The organism is Paraburkholderia pallida (genome assembly GCF_004524855.1).
Classification (GTDB): Bacteria; Pseudomonadota; Gammaproteobacteria; order Burkholderiales; family Burkholderiaceae; genus Paraburkholderia; species Paraburkholderia oxyphila.
The window spans coordinates 2031473-2047833 of record NZ_CP038149.1; the positions used below are offsets into that span (position 1 = coordinate 2031473).

The window sequence follows — 16361 nt, forward strand, 5'->3', positions numbered from 1 at the left end:
GGAATCGTCATGTATCGGATCGGTTATGCCCCAGGGGCTTATGACCTCTTTCACATCGGACACCTCAATCTCCTGCGTCAGGCCAAGGAGTGCTGCGACTTCCTGATTGCAGGCGTAGTGGCCGACGACGTGCTCACCAGACACAAAGGGGTAACGCCCACCATTCCGCTCAATGAGCGACTCGAAATCGTTCGCAACGTCCGGTTCGTCGACTCAGCCGTCCCGGCCCTGACAAGCGACAAGGTCGAAATCTGGAATGAGCTGCACTTCAACGTGCTGTTCAAGGGGGACGATTGGCAAGGTACCGGGAAGGGCATGAAGCTCGAGCGCGAATTTGCTGCGCTCGGGGTAGAGATTGTTTACTTCAAATACACCGCCGCTACTTCGAGTAGCGCGCTTCGCCGCACACTGCGGGATATCAATGCGCTTGCAGCGCAACCACGGGTTCCCGCAGCCGACCTGAACTTCGCCCGCGCGGCTTAAGCCATGACACGCCGAGCCGTTGTCGGGGCTTTGGACAAAAGTGCCATCACAAACGAAAGAAGTGCACCCTAAAGTACACTTCTTTCCAGTATCTCGACTCAGCGGTCCGCTTGCTGCTGTACGAGGTACTTGTCGAGCGCATCCATGGTTCCGCCCCAGCCTTGAGACATGCTGGCGTGCGATGCGTCGAAGATGGCTTCTTCGGCCTCGCTGGCGTCCAGCGCGCGCCACTCGAGGTGCATTAACGTGCCGTTCTCCACCTCGCTTAGCGTGGTTGTCGATAGCGTATAGAGCGGCCATTGCTCCGCCATTGGATGTCGCGTCACGCCGCCATCAGCGTCACTGAACTGCACGACGACGACAATACGCTCGGGGGGCGTCAATTCACGGAACGTCCACTTGCCCCACATCGCTGGCGCGTCGGGGACGTTGCGCGGTCTCATCGCGTAGTGAAAGACGCCACCCACACGTGCATCCACCGTGCAGTGGGACAGTTCCATCCCGGGTGGGCTCATCCACGCGCTCAAATGCCTGGCTTCAGTCAAAGCGGCGTAGACGAGTTCGCGCGGCGCAGCGAATCGACGCTCGATGACGAAGGGAGCGGAAAGTTTGTCAGTCATGGTGGCGTGTCTTCCTGGTTCGCGTTGAGGATACTTTGGATGTCGTCTTCGGGGCAGCCTTTCCGGGCGAGTCCTCGGCAGGCTTCTGTTGCAGTTGCTGCAGGTAGCTGTCGAGCTGGTCAAGGCGCTGCTCCCATAGGGCGCGGTACTGCAATGCCCAGTCGGCAGCCTGCTTGAGCGGCTCAGGCGCGATGCGACAAGGGCGAAACTGGCGGTCACGCCCTTGAGTGATGAGCCCGGCCCGCGCGAGCACGCGCAGGTGCTTGCTGATGGCCGGCGCGCTCAAATCGAAAGGCCCAGCCAGATCGCCGACCGTGGCTTCGCCTTGCGCCAGCCTGGAGAGGATGGCGCGTCGTGTCGGGTCAGCCAGCGCGGCAAATGTGACGCTGAGGGGGTCTGCTTCCAATTATTTTCCCAATCGGTTAATTATCCGATAGGTTAATTATGTTGAACGCCAAAGCAGCTTGTCAAGCAATCGTTGCAGGTCACCCTCGTCGGCGTAGTCGAGAAAGACCGACGCTGAATCGTCCTGTCACGCGATTCGACTTCCGACGACTTCAGGACGGCGTCTCTTCAGCCCGCCTTGCGAAAGGTGAAATTGATGCGCTGACTTCCGAGGACAGAATGCGGCTCATCCTTCAGTGGCATAACGCCATGAAACCGCAACCGGTCTACGCCGCCCCACACTACGACATCCCCGTGGTGCAAGGGTATCTTTGCCGTTCTATCCGACCGCGTATGGCCGCCAAACAAGAAGGTCGCGGACATGCCGAGCGACACCGAGACAATCGGTGCGTCGAAATCGCGCTCATTCCGGTCCTGATGCAGCGACAACCGCGAACCGGGCAGGTAGCGATTGACGAGGCATGCGTCAGGATTGAAACCGATAAAGCCAGTCGCTGAAGCAGCGCGGCTCGCCAAGGTCGAAAACACATCGGGCATGACCGGCCACGGCTTGCCGGTCTCCGGGTCTTCGCGGGTGTAGCGATAGCCACGCCGGTCTGTCGTCCAACCAAACTCACCACAGTTGGTCAATGCGACGGACATCATAAAACCTCCCGGCGTCACCATATTCCGGAAGGCTGCGCGCGCTTCGATATCGGCGATGGCGGCAACCAACGCGTCTGCATGAGGCAGTGCGAATCCACGCAACACAAATGCGCGCGGTCCGATGGATTCGCAATGCGCGTCGTCCGTGCTTTCGAAGAGTTGCAGTGTTGCCATGTCAATACTCCCGTCGAGCCCGATTCCTGAAGACGCGGTACGCAGGCGTGGCATATTTGCTCCGAAAGACATCGTCAATGTCCCGCGTCATCATCATTGCCTGCGCTCCTCCGCGAGCAACGCACGCTTGCGTTCGACGCCCCAGCGATATCCGGTAATCGCACCGTTACTGCGCACCACACGATGGCACGGAATCGCAACCGCCAGGACGTTCGCTGCGCAAGCGCCTGCCACGGCACGGACGGCTTCCGGGACGCCCAGATGCCTGGCCACATCACCGTAGCTGCGCGTCTCCCCGGCCGGAATACCGCAGAGCGCCTGCCAGACAGCCTGCTGGAATGGCGTACCGCCGATATCCAGATTGATAACATCCTCGGCAATGTCCTTGTCGATGAATGCCACGACCTGCGCAACCTCTCGGGACAGTGCGTGCTGGTTCGCCTCCAACTCGCTCCGCGGAAACGCGGCCTCGAGCTGCTCGCTCAACACCTGTTCGTTTTCGCCGAGAAAAATCGCGCAAATGCCGTTGCTACTCTTCCCGACCAGCACCATGTCCCGCACCGTCTTGCCAACTGCATACTGAATCGGGCCTTCGACCTGCTGACCAGGCGCCCGAAAGTTGTACTTGAATGCTGAAACGGGTCGAATTTTCATGATATTTCTCCTATTACACTTAGTAATGCGAATATTTTATGAAGAAATACAAACTCAAAAACTCCATTCCTTGCGGTGAAATTCATCTTGGGCGGATACGACTCACCAGCCGGGGCAGGTTGCAATCAGTCGAACCCACAAGGACAGACAGCCCGTGTCCCGCATGTAGTGCAAAGCCTCTATCGCGCGCCACGTGCAGGGGACTCGGCGCAGCCACGTAGAATCTCGACCTGACTGATACAGCCAGATAATTGTGGCCGTCATCATCTGCTGCTCTGGTGCCATTGCGCGATATCTGGCCCGCCACTGCGCCATCTCAACGGGGTGATGCGTGCCAGAGCGCTCGTCATAAGCGGCCGGGCAGATGCTCCTGTGATGTTCACGGCCTTCGGACGTACAAAAGAGGTCAGCTAGCTTAAGTTCGCGGATGGCCAGTTGCAGAGCTGCGTGGAAATTCGCCGAAGACTGACCCGGGTGTGTTCCGGGCGCTTCACCCAACACCTGCAGAACCTGCCCGTCCTCATCGTCAAGGTCGAGCAACTGCGCAACAAGGCGGTCGAGTCGAGTTTCTCCGACCGCGGTTGAAATATGGGCTCGCTCATGCAACGTCTTGTTGAGTGTCTCGACGACGTCCAATGAGACCACCCTATTTTCTGTTCTGCTGAACATAGTTTCCATGGAGGCGTGCTTACTGATTCATCAGCCATGCCCTTTATCGCGCGGGCAGACGCCACAAATACCAGGCGGCGACAGTCCGCCACGGTTTAAACACCTCCCCAATCGTTCTCATCTCTCGCGGCGTTGGAGACTTCTCCAAGCCCTTCAAACGCCGATAGCCTTCCCGTACGCCGAAGTCATCGGCTGGCAAGACGTCAAGGCGCTCCAAGGTGTATATCAGGAACATCTCGACCGTCCACCGCCCCACGCCACGAAGGGTGACTAGCCGTTCAATGAGCGCTTCGTCCGAGAGATGCAAGGCTTGGGCGCGGGTCGGCACAACGCCGTCGACCGTCGCTTGCGCGATGCCGCGGATGGTCTCGAGCTTCGTAGCCGAGAAGCCGCAAGCGCGTTGCTGCGCCGGCTCAGTGGCAAGGAGTTGCTCGGGTGACGGGAAATCCTCGCCTGGATAAAGGGCGAGCAGCCGGCCCAGGATTGCGTCGCCGGCTTTCGCATGCAATTGCTGATATGCAATCGCCCGCACGAGCGCCTCGTACGGCTCCCGCGCGGGCTTGGGCTCGTGCCGGCACGGACCGACCCGGGCGATATGTTGCGCCCAATCCTCATCGACGGAGGCAAGGAATCCGGTGGCCTCTCGAAACGCCTGAAGCTGTGCATTGGCAGCAAGTTTTTTTGCCATCCTCAGAACCCCGGCAGCGTCAGGGTCTGGGGCACGGTGGACGATGCGGACATCGCCTTCTCGTGTTCGAGCAACCAGCGCTTGCGGTGCAAACCCCATGCATATCCTTTCAGGTCGCCGTTACTGGCAATCACACGGTGACACGGTACGACGATGGCAATCGGATTGGCGCCATTGGCAGCGCCGATATCGATGGCCGCTCGCGGGTCCTCGAATCCCAATTCCTTTGCGAGCTTGCCGTACGTAGTAGTGGCGCCCGCCGGAATGAGCCGGAGTGCGGCCCATACCCGACGCTGCAAGTCCGTTCCGGCAGTCGCGGTCGGCAACGCCCCGAGCGCTTCCCGCTCACCCGCAAAATACCGTGCGATAGCTTGCGCAATCGCTTCCGGCGCTGTGGAGTCGACCAGCTCGGTGCTGCCGTAGTGCTCGCGCAAGCCGCGATGTAGCCGGGACGTGTGATCCGCAAACTCGAGCGCGCGAATGGTCTGTTGTGCGTCGGTGACGAGCAGGAGCTCGCCCAACGGCGACGGGAGCCGGCTCAGAAACAGTTGCATGATGCTCTCCTCTTTCATCAACGACGTAAGTTTAATTTTGCTTCCACTTCAGCTTGCTAGCTACCTGCATCGAATTACGCCCAGGTCGCCAAACAGGTAGGCCTCTCCGGTCCTCAATTCCAGTTCAATGTCGCCCGCATCGTTGACATACCAGTGCGCGGCACCGGCATCGACCAGCGCCTGGCAACAGGATTCGACCTGGCGTCGGGATTCTGTGACTTCATCCACTGGATCCGGCGGCATATCTAACTCAAGGGCGTTTCTGGACACGGTCATATCGGGCTCCACGCGCCCGCAGTCCATCCGGTAGAGTCGGCGGCGAGCAGATGCAACAGCGACGTGTCCGTCCCGCGTCGTTCACGAAACCGGTCACATCAATGCGGATGGTCTATTTCCAGCAGCAATGTTCTGAAGAGATACTGTAGACCTGACGTCAACGCAAAACACTCCGTCTCTTGCCACCAAATTCGACGCGTATCTGTTCAGGCGGACAGGCCAACACCCGCGGTGCTGGAAACCCGGCTGGGTGAGCGACTCCAGCAGAACTTCAATCGCAAGAAACGGATAGGAAGGAGATTTACCGTTCGATATCGTTCGTCCAGGCGTAGCAATTCCGCTTCGCTGCCATCTGAGATTGAGAAGGAGTCGAACATGTCGAAGGAAGATGACAACAAGGCCATCGTTGGTCGCTGGTTCACCCGCTTCTGGGGCGAAAAGTGCGATTTGAGCATCGTCGACGAAATCGCCGCGCCCGACATGCTGCTGAAATACTCGCTGCATGAGCCGCGCCGCGGTCGCGATGATATCAAGGCTTTCATGACCGACTTCCGCGAAGCATTCCCGGACCTCAACTTCTGGGGTGTCACGGACCTCATCGCCGAAGGTGACTACGTAGTCGGCCAGTGGGAAGGCGGCGGCACGCATACGGGCCCGGCCTTCGGTGATTTCCTGGTCGGCGGGCTGCCTGCAGCCACGGGGCGCAAGATGCACTTCACCGGCACCACCGTCCTCCGTCTTCAGGATGGACGCATCGTCGAGGAACTCGGGCTCGACGACGGTGTCACGGCGCTCATGCAACTGGGCCTCATCAAGAAGGCCTGAGCACCGGCCCGGCTTGTCGTACCCATTGCTTCAACTCTCCATACGGAGGGTGCGGACTATTCTCTTCAGTCTGCACCCTCCATCCCGATCAACTTGCCCGCTATCGCCAACTGAGTTCAACCGCAAAAAACGGAGTGTCATCTGGTCTAGCCCTCCGCAGACTGTCCTATCCTCATGAACATAGAGCGCCTGGCTATGCGTACCTCCAGGGTGAAGGCGACCGATGAGCCGAATCTCGTGAGCAGCTTCAAATCGGCCTTCGTCGGCGCGCAGGGCGAAGTCAGCAGCATATGCATCAAGTACGCGATGTCTGCCGGCTCGACTCGCCTCTCACTCTGGCCTCAGAAGCAGTTCCTCGCCCTTTATCAATGTATCGAGCACTATAGCGGCGTTCACTACTTCGGCTCGGACCTTCAGCGTGTTTCGGATGACCCCGGATTCGCTACCGGGCTGGCAAAACGACATCCGATTCACACGATGTTCGGTGAGCGGCCTGCCCTGGTCGAACAAGACTATCTGAAAGCGCAAGAGGCGTTCTCCGTGGCGTCGTTTGTCGTTGTCGACCGGGGCGATATTTGCTGCGTCCAATGCACGTTCGTCAATGGTTCCACACGAAGCGATGTGCTGCCCGCGTATATCGCGATGAACCTGTGCGGGGCCCTGAAAGCCAGTATCGACATGTCGTGCCTCATGACGGTGAATCCCGCCGGCTCGGCATGAAGGGCCCTCTACACTTCCTGGCCCGCTTTGACGACGGCCTCACCCCGAGCCGCCAGCGCGCCGTTCGTTGGTGCAGACGCACGCAATTGCGCCATGTATGGCTCGATATCCATTTCGCCGTACCCGACAAGCCGGCTCTTCTTCACCATCCGGTAACCGACCCACATCACGACGAACAAGGGAATCCCGATATAGGTGGCCAGCACGCTCGCCCAGTCGATCTTGTTGGCCATGAAAGCCTGGTAGTCCTGCCCGAGCATGACAACGAGACATACTGCGAACGCGAATATCGGCCCAATCGGAAACCACTTTGATCGATACGGCAGTTCCTTGAGCGAGAATCCCTGCGCGACGAAGCCCTTGCGGAAGCGATAATGACTGGCGGCAATGCCCAGCCAGGCGATGAACCCGGTCATGCCCGACGTGTTGAGCAGCCACATATAAACGGTTTTATCGCCGTACATCGACGAAAGGAAGCACAGCGCCCCCACCGCAGTGGTGGCGTAAAGCGCATTCCTCGGCACGCCGCTTGCCGAAAGCCTCCCGAAGAGCCTCGGCGCACGCCCCTCGATCGCCAGGTTATAGAGCATCCGCGTAGAGGCATACATGCCCGAATTGCCCGCCGACAGCACGGCGGTCAGGATCACCGCATTCATGACGCCTGCCGAAACCGCCAGGCCGGCGCGACGAAATACAAGCGTGAACGGGCTGACGCCAATATCGGTCACATCGGATTTCAGGAGGTTCGGGTCGGTATGCGGAATCAGCAGGCCGATGACGAAAATGGCGAGCACGTAAAACAGCAGAATTCGCCAGAACACCTGGCGCACCGCGCGGGGAATGTTTTTGCCGGGATTCTCCGATTCGCCGGCGGCGACGCCGATGAGCTCCGTGCCCTGAAAAGAGAAGCCCGCGATCATGGTGACGCCCAACAGGGCCGGCAGGCCACCGGTGAACGGTCCGCCATCGAGCGTGAAGTTGCCCCAGACGTGATCGGCCCCGCCCTTCAGGATGCCGATGATCATCAGCAAGCCGATGCCGATGAACGCGACGACAGTAATCACCTTGATCAGCGAGAACCAATATTCAGCTTCGCCGAAACCGCGCACGGAGAGCGCGTTGAGCAGGAACATCACCGTGAGGAAAGCCGCGCTCCACCAGACGCCGGGAACATGGGGAAACCAGTAGCCCATCACCAGTTGCGAGGCCACCAGTTCGACCGCAATGGTCACGGCCCAGTTGTACCAGTAGTTCCAGCCCAGCGCGAAGCCAAAGCCCTCGTCGACGAATTTCGCGCCGTAGGTCGCGAACGAGCCGGAGACGGGCATGAACGCCGCCATTTCCCCGAGGCTCGTCATGAGGAAATAGACCATCAAGCCGATCACGAGGTACGCGGCCATGGCGCCGCCGGGTCCGGCCTGGGAAATGGACGCCCCCGAAGCGACGAATAGACCGGTGCCGATCGATCCGCCGATCGCAATCATGGTCAGATGGCGGGCTTTTAGACTACGGTGCAGGGCAGGCGTGGTGTCCCGAGCGCCGGAAGGGGGCGCTGAAACGCGATGTGAATCCGAATCCATATTAATTCTGACTTCTTTCTAGCTAGTGTTACAGGGGGAATCGAGTTTCCAGGCCATCCGGGGAGCCCGGTGGCCGCGGCCATTGCGCAAGAGGGTGCAATGCCCGGACAGGCGTGCCGCTCGATTGAGCGACCCGATCGCCCATCCTCAATGAGAGTTAAGCCGTGATTTTATAGCAGTGCACGCCCGGCGAGCCGCCCACCCACCTGGGCACCGGCCCTGCGGGGTGTTTCGCGCGCAAGGCAAGGCGAAATATCCGCCGCGCGCGAGGACCGGCATTCGAGCCGTCAACGGGGAGATGTGTACCGACCCCAAAGGCAATCGCTCAAGGGCCGGGGCACGGGGGAGAGTCGCCTCGAACGAGGCGACCAAGGAGGAATTGACAACGGCAGCGTCCGCGCGAGCATCGCGCGGACGCTGCGGAACAGCCGGTTACACGTACCCGGTCGTTCCCTTGGTTTCCAGGTATTCCGCCAGCCCGAACTCGGCGTATTCACGCCCGTTGCCGGAGCGCTTGAAGCCGCCAAACGGCGCCGCCGGATTCCAGGGCGGATAGTTGATATGAACGTTCCCAACCCGCAGCCGCGCCGCGACGCGGCGAGCATGGTCGAGGTCCTTCGACTGCACATAGGCGGCAAGCCCATATACCGAGTCGTTGGCGAGCGCGATCGCCTCCTCTTCGGAGCGGTAGGTCATGATGGACAGCACGGGCCCAAAGATCTCCTCCCGCGCGATCGTCATATCCGGCCGCACGTTGGAGAATACCGTGGGCCGCACGTAGAACCCCTCCTTCAAGCCTTCGGGGCGCCCCATCCCGCCTGCAATCAGCGTTGCGCCCTCGTCGATACCGACGCCGATGAAGTGCTGGATGCGGTCGAACTGCGTCCGGCTAACGACGGGCCCGACTTCGGTACTGCCGTCGCGCGGATTCCCGACGACAGTCCGCTCGGCTTCGGCGCGCGCCGCCTGCTCCGCGCGATGCAGATGATCCACGTGCACGAGCATGCGAGTCGGCGCATTGCACGACTGCCCGCTATTGCTGAAACAGCTTCGCGCGCCGCGCGTGACGGCATCCTCGATATCGGCGTCGGGAAGAATGATATTCGGGCTCTTGCTGCCCAGTTCCTGATGAACCCGCTTCACCGTATCCGCGGCAGCCTTCGCCACCTCGATGCCCGCGCGCGTCGACCCCGTGAACGACACCATGTCGACATCGGGATGCCGTGACAGTGCATCTCCCACGACGTGCCCGTAGCCGTGCACGAGATTGAATACCCCGGGCGGCACGCCCGCCTCGTCCAGGATCTCCGCGAACAGGATGCCGCTGAACGGCGCAATCTCGCTGGGCTTGAGCACCATCGTGCAGCCCGCGGCCAGCGCAGGCGCGACCTTGCAAACAATCTGGTTGATCGGCCAGTTCCATGGGGTGATCAGCGCACACACGCCTATCGGCTCGTGCGAAACGAGCAGCGAGTCGGTTTGCTTGCGGAACGGAAACGAGCGCAGCGCGCGGATCGTCTGCTCGAGATGCGCGGTGCCGACCGCCGCTTGCATCGCGCGCGAAAACTCGATGGGCGCGCCCATCTCCTGACTGATGGTCTGCGCGACTTCTTCGTAGCGCCGCTTGTAGATCGCCAGCACCTCCTCCAGCAAGCCAAGCCGCTGCTCGACCGTCCAGCGCGAGAACGCATCGAACGCGCGCTTCGCCGCCTCCACCGCACGATTGACTTCGTCAAGTCCGCCAATCCTCAGTTGTGCATAGGGCACTTCCGTTGCCGGATCGATGACATCGATTGCCTGCGCGCCCGCGGGATCGAGCCACTGCCCGCCGATAAAGCTCTGTCTGGTCCTACGCATCGAATGCTCCTGTGAGTCCTTCACGTTCAGCGCGTCGCGCGCGCGTACGCGTCGGCGACGATGTCGCGAATCTGGGCGACAAACCACGTAATCTCGTCGCGCGACATCACGAGCGGCGGCGAGAACTGCAAGATCGGCGTGCCCTCGTGATCGACGCCCGCGCGGCACAGGAGGCCCGCGTCGAACAGTGCGGGTGCGAGCACCGTCGAGACGAACGTCTGCGCGCTCATATCGGCCTTCCAGCGTCGCGCTTCTTTGTCGGACACGAGCTCGAGCGAGTAGTGATAGCCGTCGCCGCGCACGTCGCCCACGCACGGCAATTCGAGCAGCGCGTTCAGTTGCGAACGGAAATAGCCCTCGTTTTCGCGCACGTTCTCGAGCACGCCCTCACGCTCCATGATCGACAGATTGGCCAGCGCGGCCGCGCAAGCGACGGGATGGCCGCCATACGTCGCGCCGTGCAGGAACATCTGCTGCGGGCCCTCGAGCACGGTGTTGACGACCGCGTCGCTCGCAATCACGCCGCCGAGCGGGACGTAGCCCGAGGCAATGCCCTTTGCGAACGTCAGAATGTCCGGCTTGAAGCCATAGCGGCGCGAGCCGAAATATTCGCCGAGACGGCCAAAGCCGCAAATCACTTCGTCGGTCATCAGCAGCACGCCATGGCGATCGCAGAGCTCGCGCAGCCCCTGCGCATAGCCCGCCGGCGGCGTCAGGCTGCCACCCGCGTTCTGCAGCGGCTCGACGACGATGGCCGCCACGGTATCCGAGCCTTCCTGAATGATCAGCGATTCGATTTCGTCGAGCAGGAATTGCGTGAACTGCGCCTCCGTCTCGCCCACGGGGCGGCCGTAGCGCTTCGTGTTGTTGACGTGGCGCACGCCCGACATCAGCGGCTCGAAATGCTTGCGGTAATTCGTCAAGCCGTTCAACGCCAGCGCGCCGAACGAGGTGCCGTGATAAGCCACGCGACGGGCGATGAACTTGCGCCGCTGCGGCTCGCCGCGCGCCTGGTGGTACTGACGAACCAGCTTGATGGCCGATTCGTTCGACTCCGACCCGCTCGAGGTGAAGAACACGCGGTTCATCCCTTCCGGCGCGAGCGTCGCGAGCTTGTGAGAAAGACGGATGGCGGGCTCGTGCCCATTGCCCCAGTTGGTCGCGAACGGCAGGCGGACCATCTGATCGCGAACCGCGTCGCCAATCTCGGCGCCGTGGCTATAGCCGATCTGGACACAGTACAGGCCCGCGAGCCCGTCGAAGTAGCGTTTGCCGCCCTGATCGACGAGCCAGCAACCCTCGCCGTGGTCGAACACGGTCAGATCCTTGTCGCCATAGGCGTCGGCATGCGTGAAGTGCATCAGCAGATGGCGCTTGCCCAGTGCCTGCAAGTCTTGTTTGAGGTCCGCGTTGCTCATTGTTTCGTTCTCCTGTTTCATATCCACATCAGAATCCTGCAATCTTCCGCTCAGTTCATCGTGAGCGTCGGCGCCGGGCGGGTGAACCCGCGCGTGAGCCAGACGAGCTGGCAGAGCCCGACCACCAGCCAGCCCATACCCACGTAGAACGTCTCCCGCGACAGTCCCAACCAGAGCCAGACATTCATTGCGAAGCCGATCGCAGGCATCAGTCCGAATTTGAGCCAGCCGGCGAAGTGGCGGTTTTCCCGCTGGCCCAGATAACTGCGAATCACACACAGATTCACACCCGCGAAGGCGATGAGCGCGCCGAAGCTGATCATCGTCGAAGCCATGTCGAGCGTGATGAACAATGCCGAGAACGACAGGGCCCCGACCACGAGCGTCGCGCGCACCGGCGTGCCGAGCCGCACATGCAGATGTCCGAAGATGCGTTCCGGCAGCACCTGGTCACGGCCCATCGCAAACAGCACGCGCGTCACGCTGGCCTGCCCGGCCATGGCGCTCGCGAAGCACCCGGCCACGTACACCGCGATGAAGAAAGCCGACAGCGTGCTGCCGCCAATGCGCTGCATCAGCTCCAGGCTCGCCGAATCGAGGTCCTTGAATGCGTGCCAGTCCGGATAGACGAGCTGCCCCACGAACGCCACCACGATGAACAGCAGGCCGGCCAGCAGCGTGCACAGCAAGATGGCGCGCGGCACCGTGCGCCTGGGATCGCGCGTTTCCTCGGACAGCGTCGTGACGGCGTCGAAGCCGAGAAACGACAGGCAGAGAATCGCCGCACCCGCAAAGATCGCCGCGTTCTCCGAGAGCGGCAACGCGAGCGACACCGGCTGGCCGTGCGCGACAGCGAACTGCGACGCGGCAATCAGGAAGATCGCGATAAACACGATCTGGCTCGCAATGAGTATCAGGTTGACGCGGCTGACGAGCCGGATGCCGAAGACGTTCAAGACCGTGACGAGCGCGATGCTCCCGACGACCCACACGGTCTGCGGCACGGCGGGAAACACCTCCTTCATGTAGACGCCGATGACGAGGTAGCTGATCATCGGAATGAACAGGTAGTCCAGAAGCAGCGCCCATCCCAGCATGAAACCCGCCGACGTGCCGAAATTGCGGCTCGCGAACGTATACGCCGAGCCGGCGCTCGGGATGAGCCGCGCCATGTGGCCGTAGCTGCAGGCCGTGAACAACATCGCGACCAGCGTCACCGCGTAAGCCGCGGCGAGATGCCCATTCGTCTTCGCGGAAACGAGGCCGTAAGTCGTGAACACCGTCATCGGCAACATGTAGGCGAGCCCGAAGATCACGAGCGTGAACAGTCCGAGCCTGCGTGGCGGCGTGTTCGCCGTTGCTTGTCCCTCTCTATCCCACAGTACGCTTTCGCGGCTATTCGATGCCGCGAGAGGCGTACGTCGATTCGACTCCCGAGTCCTCATGCATCCCTCACATGGCGATTGCCCACGACTATGTCTCCATTTTTTTCCGGCGGCGCTCGAGCGCCACCGCCTGTGAAAGATTGTGGAACGACATTAATTCGACGACGAATGAGAAAAGCGGACGTTATAGGGGGATAGTTTCGGACAGTTTTTTTGTGCCGGACGCGGAAAATGGCTTGATGGCCCCGAAACCGCTTGGCATCGAGCGCGCATTCCCGCTATGTTTCGCGAGAGACAATCGCAGCCCTACGCCAATGAATCCCGAATCCCGTCGAAGACAGAGCACCGCCGAACGCCGCCTGCGTTCGGCGTCAGGGCTGGATTGGCTGCCCGGACGCCAGGAAGACATTCCGGCGACCGTCCACGCCATTGCCGCGGCATTGGACGAGTGCCGCGTACGGCGCCTCGATGCCACCGCCTTGCTCGACGGCACGGGCCTGAGCGCGAACGAAGTCGCCTCGCCGTCCATCTACGTGAACCGGAGTCAGGAGCAGCGCTGCTTTCGCAATCTCTTGCGCGCGAGCCGGAGTCCGTCGATCGGCCTCGCGATCGGCAGCCGGCTACACGTCTCGACGCTGGGTCTCGCCGGCTACGCCATGTTGATCAGCGGCTCGGTCATCCAGGCGTTCGGCTGCATGAGCCAATTTCCGCTCTTCATGGGCCTCTATTTCGACGTCCACGTGCGCGCGTCCGCCGAGGGCATGACGGTATCCATCGCGCGTTACAACGGCGAGCCCGATATCGAGGCCTATCAAACCGACATGTGCCTCTCGAGCCTGCGGCTGATCGTGTCCGATCTCGTCGGCAGAGCGGTGTGGCCCGACGAGGTGAATCTCGTGCGCCGTCCTGGGCGTAACACGGCCGAGTATGTGCGCCACTACGGTTGCCGGCCGAATTTCAACGCCAACGAAAACGCTCTCGTCTTCACGTCGATCAGCGGCCTGGAGATGCCGCGGCTCGCGAATGAAGTGAGCTTCAACGCGCTCCACCAGCAATGCGAGGCGCTCGAGCGTCAATGGGCGGCGATGATCGGCACACGCTTCGCCGATCGCGCGAGGGCGTTGATGGTGCGCGACCTCTCGCGCTTCAAGTCGATGACTGCGCTCGCCAGTGCGCTGCACATGACGGAGCGCACGCTGCGCAGACGGCTAGAGAAGGATGGACTGTCGTTTCATGCGCTACTCGAGGAAGTTCGCCACGAGGCGGCGACCCGACTTCTGAACGACGGCTCGCTGACGGTGGCGGCGATCGCCGAACAGCTCGGCTATAGCGAGCCACGGAGTTTCCGCCACGCGTTTCGCCGTTGGACCGGCCGCGCGCCGAGGGCAATCGACGGCGCGTCAGACCGTTGAAGACCACGCGGCTAGCCGGTGAGCTCCTCGCACCATTCAAGCGGCCTTCACGCCTTGCCGCCCACGTGCGGGCGCAACGCCGCCAGCCAGCACACCACCGCCACCGCGCCGGCATCGGGTGAGCCGATCGCCCGCTCGCCCAGATAGCTCGCACGCCCCACGCGCGGGTGCATATGCGCCGTGGCGTGCGCGCCATGCTCGGCGGCCGCCACGGCGGCTGCCCAGGCGCGCTGCACCGTCTGGCCGTGATTGAGCGCTTCCTCGAAGGCATCGTGCGCGGGAATCAGCGCGTCCAGCATCGTGCGGTCGCCGGCTTTCGCGCCGCCCAATTCGCTGATCGCCTCGATCGCGCCACGAAACGCCTGCGCCCATTCGTGCGGCGCGGGCTCCGGCTTGTCCGCGAGGTGACGCGACGCGCGCAAGAGCGCGGTGGCGTAGAACGGCCCCGAGCTGCCCGCGATGGCGCGGCGCAGGCTCGCGCCGAGCGACGCCAGCGCCTGCGGCGCCGTGCCGAGCGCATGAACCGGCGTCGCGGCCACCGCATCGGCGGCGCGCCGCATGCTCACGCCAAGATCGCCGTCACCTGCGAAGGCATCGAGCTCGGTCAGGCGCGCTTCGTTCTCGACCAACGCGAGCGCAATCGCGTCGAGCGCCGCCTTGAGCCGCGCCGCCCACGCCGCGCGCGCCGCGTCGAGCGACGGTACTACGGATTCCTCATGATGGACGCCGGAGGTGTCGAGGCGGATGGTCGGGTTCACGCAGCCTTTGCCGGGCCATGCGTGTGCATCGGTATGCGCATCGAGCAAGGCGAGCTTGCCGTCGTCCACGCGCATCAGCGAGATCGAGCAGCCCGGCATGTTCAGCGCCGAAAGGAAGGTGCCCGCCCACGCCCGCTCCACGTACACCTCGCGGCAGCGCAGGCTCGCAATGGCCGCGCGCAGCACGATATCGAGCTCCATTTGCGGCGTGGCGCCGAGGCCGTTGACCAGCAGCACGACGCGTTCGCCGCGCGTGATGGCGAGCTCGTCGAGAATATTGATCAGCAGTGCTTCGGTTAGCTCGTTGGCCGGTAGCGGCGCGCTGCGCTCGACACCTTTTTCGCCATGGATGCCGAGACCGATTTCGATTTCGTCGTCGGCGAGAGTGAAGCTCGACTTCTCGACGCCCGGCAGCGTGCAGCCGTCGAGCGCGACGCCCATCGTGCCCAGATTGGCGGCCGCGTCGCGCGCGATCGCCGCCACTACTTCGAGGGTCGCGCCACGCGCGGCGGCCGCGCCCGCGATCTTGTGGATCAGCACGGTGCCGGCAATGCCGCGCCGCTGATGGCGCTCGGCGTGGCCGCGCAGCGCGACGTCGTCGGCGACGGTCACGACTTCCACGGGGATGCCCTCCGCGCGTGCCAGCTCGGCGGCCAGCCCGAAATTGAGCCGGTCGCCGGTGTAGTTCTTGACGATGAGCAGCGCGCCCTTCTGGCCCGCCGTTGCGCGGATGGCTGCGAGCACGGCGTCGGTGGGCGGCGACGTGAACACCTCGCCGCATACGGCGGCGCTCAGCATGCCAGCGCCCACGTAGCCGCCGTGCGCGGGTTCGTGGCCACTGCCGCCGCCCGAGATGAGCGCGACCGGACGCGCATAGGACTCGGGAATGTCCCGGCGAATCAGCACGTTCTCCTCGCCGAGAATGACGACATTCGGTGCCTGCAGCGCGATGCCTTCGAGCATCTCGCGCACGACGTCGGACGGGTGATTGACGAGTTTTTTCATGACGGCCCTGATGAATGCGGTTGAACATCCCGGCAGGCAGCCTCGCCTTGACGCGACGTCATGCAAACAGCATAGCGCGCCGTCGGGTTCGATCAGTGTACCCCCCTCGTCATTGCGGTGTGCAAAACGTATCTAAACACCCGACCCGATCGCTTCAGCGCGGCGGCTGACCTGCCGCCGCCTCCATCTGCCGCGTAAAACGCCGGCGAAGCGGCCCGCACCGCTTCGCCCTG

The 16361-nt window shown here is 62.4% G+C and carries 17 protein-coding genes; 4 read left to right on the top strand and 13 right to left on the bottom strand.

The features are described from left to right. Positions 1-9 precede the first annotated feature (9 nt). Positions 10-483, top strand: coding sequence for an FAD synthase family protein (locus E1956_RS24225; RefSeq protein ID WP_134753605.1), 474 nt, complete (start codon positions 10-12; stop codon positions 481-483). Positions 484-581: 98 nt separating this feature from the next. Here E1956_RS24225 and E1956_RS24230 read toward each other — a convergent pair whose 3' ends face one another. The 8 genes from E1956_RS24230 to E1956_RS24265 all read right to left on the bottom strand — a co-directional run bounded on the left by E1956_RS24230 (position 582) and on the right by E1956_RS24265 (position 5168). After that, entirely contained in the window at positions 582-1103 is a 522-nt protein-coding gene (locus tag E1956_RS24230) for an SRPBCC family protein (protein WP_134753607.1), read from the bottom strand. Beyond that, positions 1096-1509 (bottom strand): ArsR/SmtB family transcription factor, encoded by a 414-nt coding sequence (locus E1956_RS24235; protein ID WP_134753609.1) that lies wholly within the window; start codon positions 1507-1509, stop codon positions 1096-1098. Before E1956_RS24235 ends, E1956_RS24230 begins: the two co-directional genes overlap by 8 nt. A 167-nt stretch (positions 1510-1676) precedes the next feature. Then, the gene (alkB, locus tag E1956_RS24240; RefSeq protein ID WP_134753611.1) at positions 1677-2327 is read right to left on the bottom strand and encodes a DNA oxidative demethylase AlkB; all 651 of its coding nucleotides are present in this window, start codon (positions 2325-2327) and stop codon (positions 1677-1679) included. Positions 2328-2420: 93 nt separating this feature from the next. After that, on the bottom strand, positions 2421-2981 hold the full coding sequence (locus tag E1956_RS24245) for a methylated-DNA--[protein]-cysteine S-methyltransferase (RefSeq protein ID WP_134753613.1): 561 nt from the start codon (positions 2979-2981) through the stop codon (positions 2421-2423). A gap of 102 nt (positions 2982-3083) precedes the next feature. After that, on the bottom strand, positions 3084-3659 hold the full coding sequence (locus E1956_RS24250; protein ID WP_134753615.1) for a hypothetical protein: 576 nt from the start codon (positions 3657-3659) through the stop codon (positions 3084-3086). A 34-nt stretch (positions 3660-3693) separates the two neighbouring features. Next, on the bottom strand, positions 3694-4338 hold the full coding sequence (locus tag E1956_RS24255) for a DNA-3-methyladenine glycosylase family protein (RefSeq protein ID WP_134753617.1): 645 nt from the start codon (positions 4336-4338) through the stop codon (positions 3694-3696). A 2-nt stretch (positions 4339-4340) separates the two neighbouring features. After that, positions 4341-4892 carry a methylated-DNA--[protein]-cysteine S-methyltransferase gene (locus E1956_RS24260; RefSeq protein ID WP_134753619.1) on the bottom strand — a complete coding sequence of 184 codons (552 nt, stop codon included), beginning with the start codon at positions 4890-4892 and terminating at the stop codon, positions 4341-4343. 60 nt (positions 4893-4952) lie between these two features. Then, entirely contained in the window at positions 4953-5168 is a 216-nt protein-coding gene (locus E1956_RS24265; protein ID WP_232071587.1) for a hypothetical protein, read from the bottom strand. A 375-nt stretch (positions 5169-5543) separates the two neighbouring features. On the opposite strand from E1956_RS24265, the gene E1956_RS24270 reads away from it, so the two are divergent. Then, positions 5544-5993 carry an ester cyclase gene (locus E1956_RS24270; RefSeq protein ID WP_134753621.1) on the top strand — a complete coding sequence of 150 codons (450 nt, stop codon included), beginning with the start codon at positions 5544-5546 and terminating at the stop codon, positions 5991-5993. Between the two features lie 237 nt (positions 5994-6230). After that, on the top strand, positions 6231-6713 hold the full coding sequence (locus E1956_RS24275) for a hypothetical protein (RefSeq protein WP_134753623.1): 483 nt from the start codon (positions 6231-6233) through the stop codon (positions 6711-6713). 8 nt (positions 6714-6721) lie between these two features. Here E1956_RS24275 and E1956_RS24280 read toward each other — a convergent pair whose 3' ends face one another. The 4 genes from E1956_RS24280 to E1956_RS24295 all read right to left on the bottom strand — a co-directional run bounded on the left by E1956_RS24280 (position 6722) and on the right by E1956_RS24295 (position 13013). After that, positions 6722-8293, bottom strand: coding sequence for an amino acid permease (locus tag E1956_RS24280; RefSeq protein WP_134753625.1), 1572 nt, complete (start codon positions 8291-8293; stop codon positions 6722-6724). 432 nt (positions 8294-8725) lie between these two features. Further along, positions 8726-10150, bottom strand: a complete 1425-nt coding sequence (locus tag E1956_RS24285; protein WP_134753627.1) for an aldehyde dehydrogenase family protein — start codon at positions 10148-10150, stop codon at positions 8726-8728. A 26-nt stretch (positions 10151-10176) separates the two neighbouring features. Further along, positions 10177-11568, bottom strand: a complete 1392-nt coding sequence (locus E1956_RS24290) for an aspartate aminotransferase family protein (protein WP_134753629.1) — start codon at positions 11566-11568, stop codon at positions 10177-10179. Between the two features lie 50 nt (positions 11569-11618). Then, positions 11619-13013 carry an APC family permease gene (locus E1956_RS24295; protein ID WP_134753631.1) on the bottom strand — a complete coding sequence of 465 codons (1395 nt, stop codon included), beginning with the start codon at positions 13011-13013 and terminating at the stop codon, positions 11619-11621. Positions 13014-13267: 254 nt separating this feature from the next. On the opposite strand from E1956_RS24295, the gene E1956_RS24300 reads away from it, so the two are divergent. Further along, positions 13268-14365 (top strand): AraC family transcriptional regulator, encoded by a 1098-nt coding sequence (locus tag E1956_RS24300; protein WP_134753633.1) that lies wholly within the window; start codon positions 13268-13270, stop codon positions 14363-14365. A gap of 47 nt (positions 14366-14412) precedes the next feature. On the opposite strand, the gene E1956_RS24305 is transcribed toward E1956_RS24300, so the two are convergent. Next, positions 14413-16128 carry a dihydroxyacetone kinase family protein gene (locus E1956_RS24305; RefSeq protein WP_134753635.1) on the bottom strand — a complete coding sequence of 572 codons (1716 nt, stop codon included), beginning with the start codon at positions 16126-16128 and terminating at the stop codon, positions 14413-14415. Between the last annotated feature and the right edge of the window lie 233 nt (positions 16129-16361).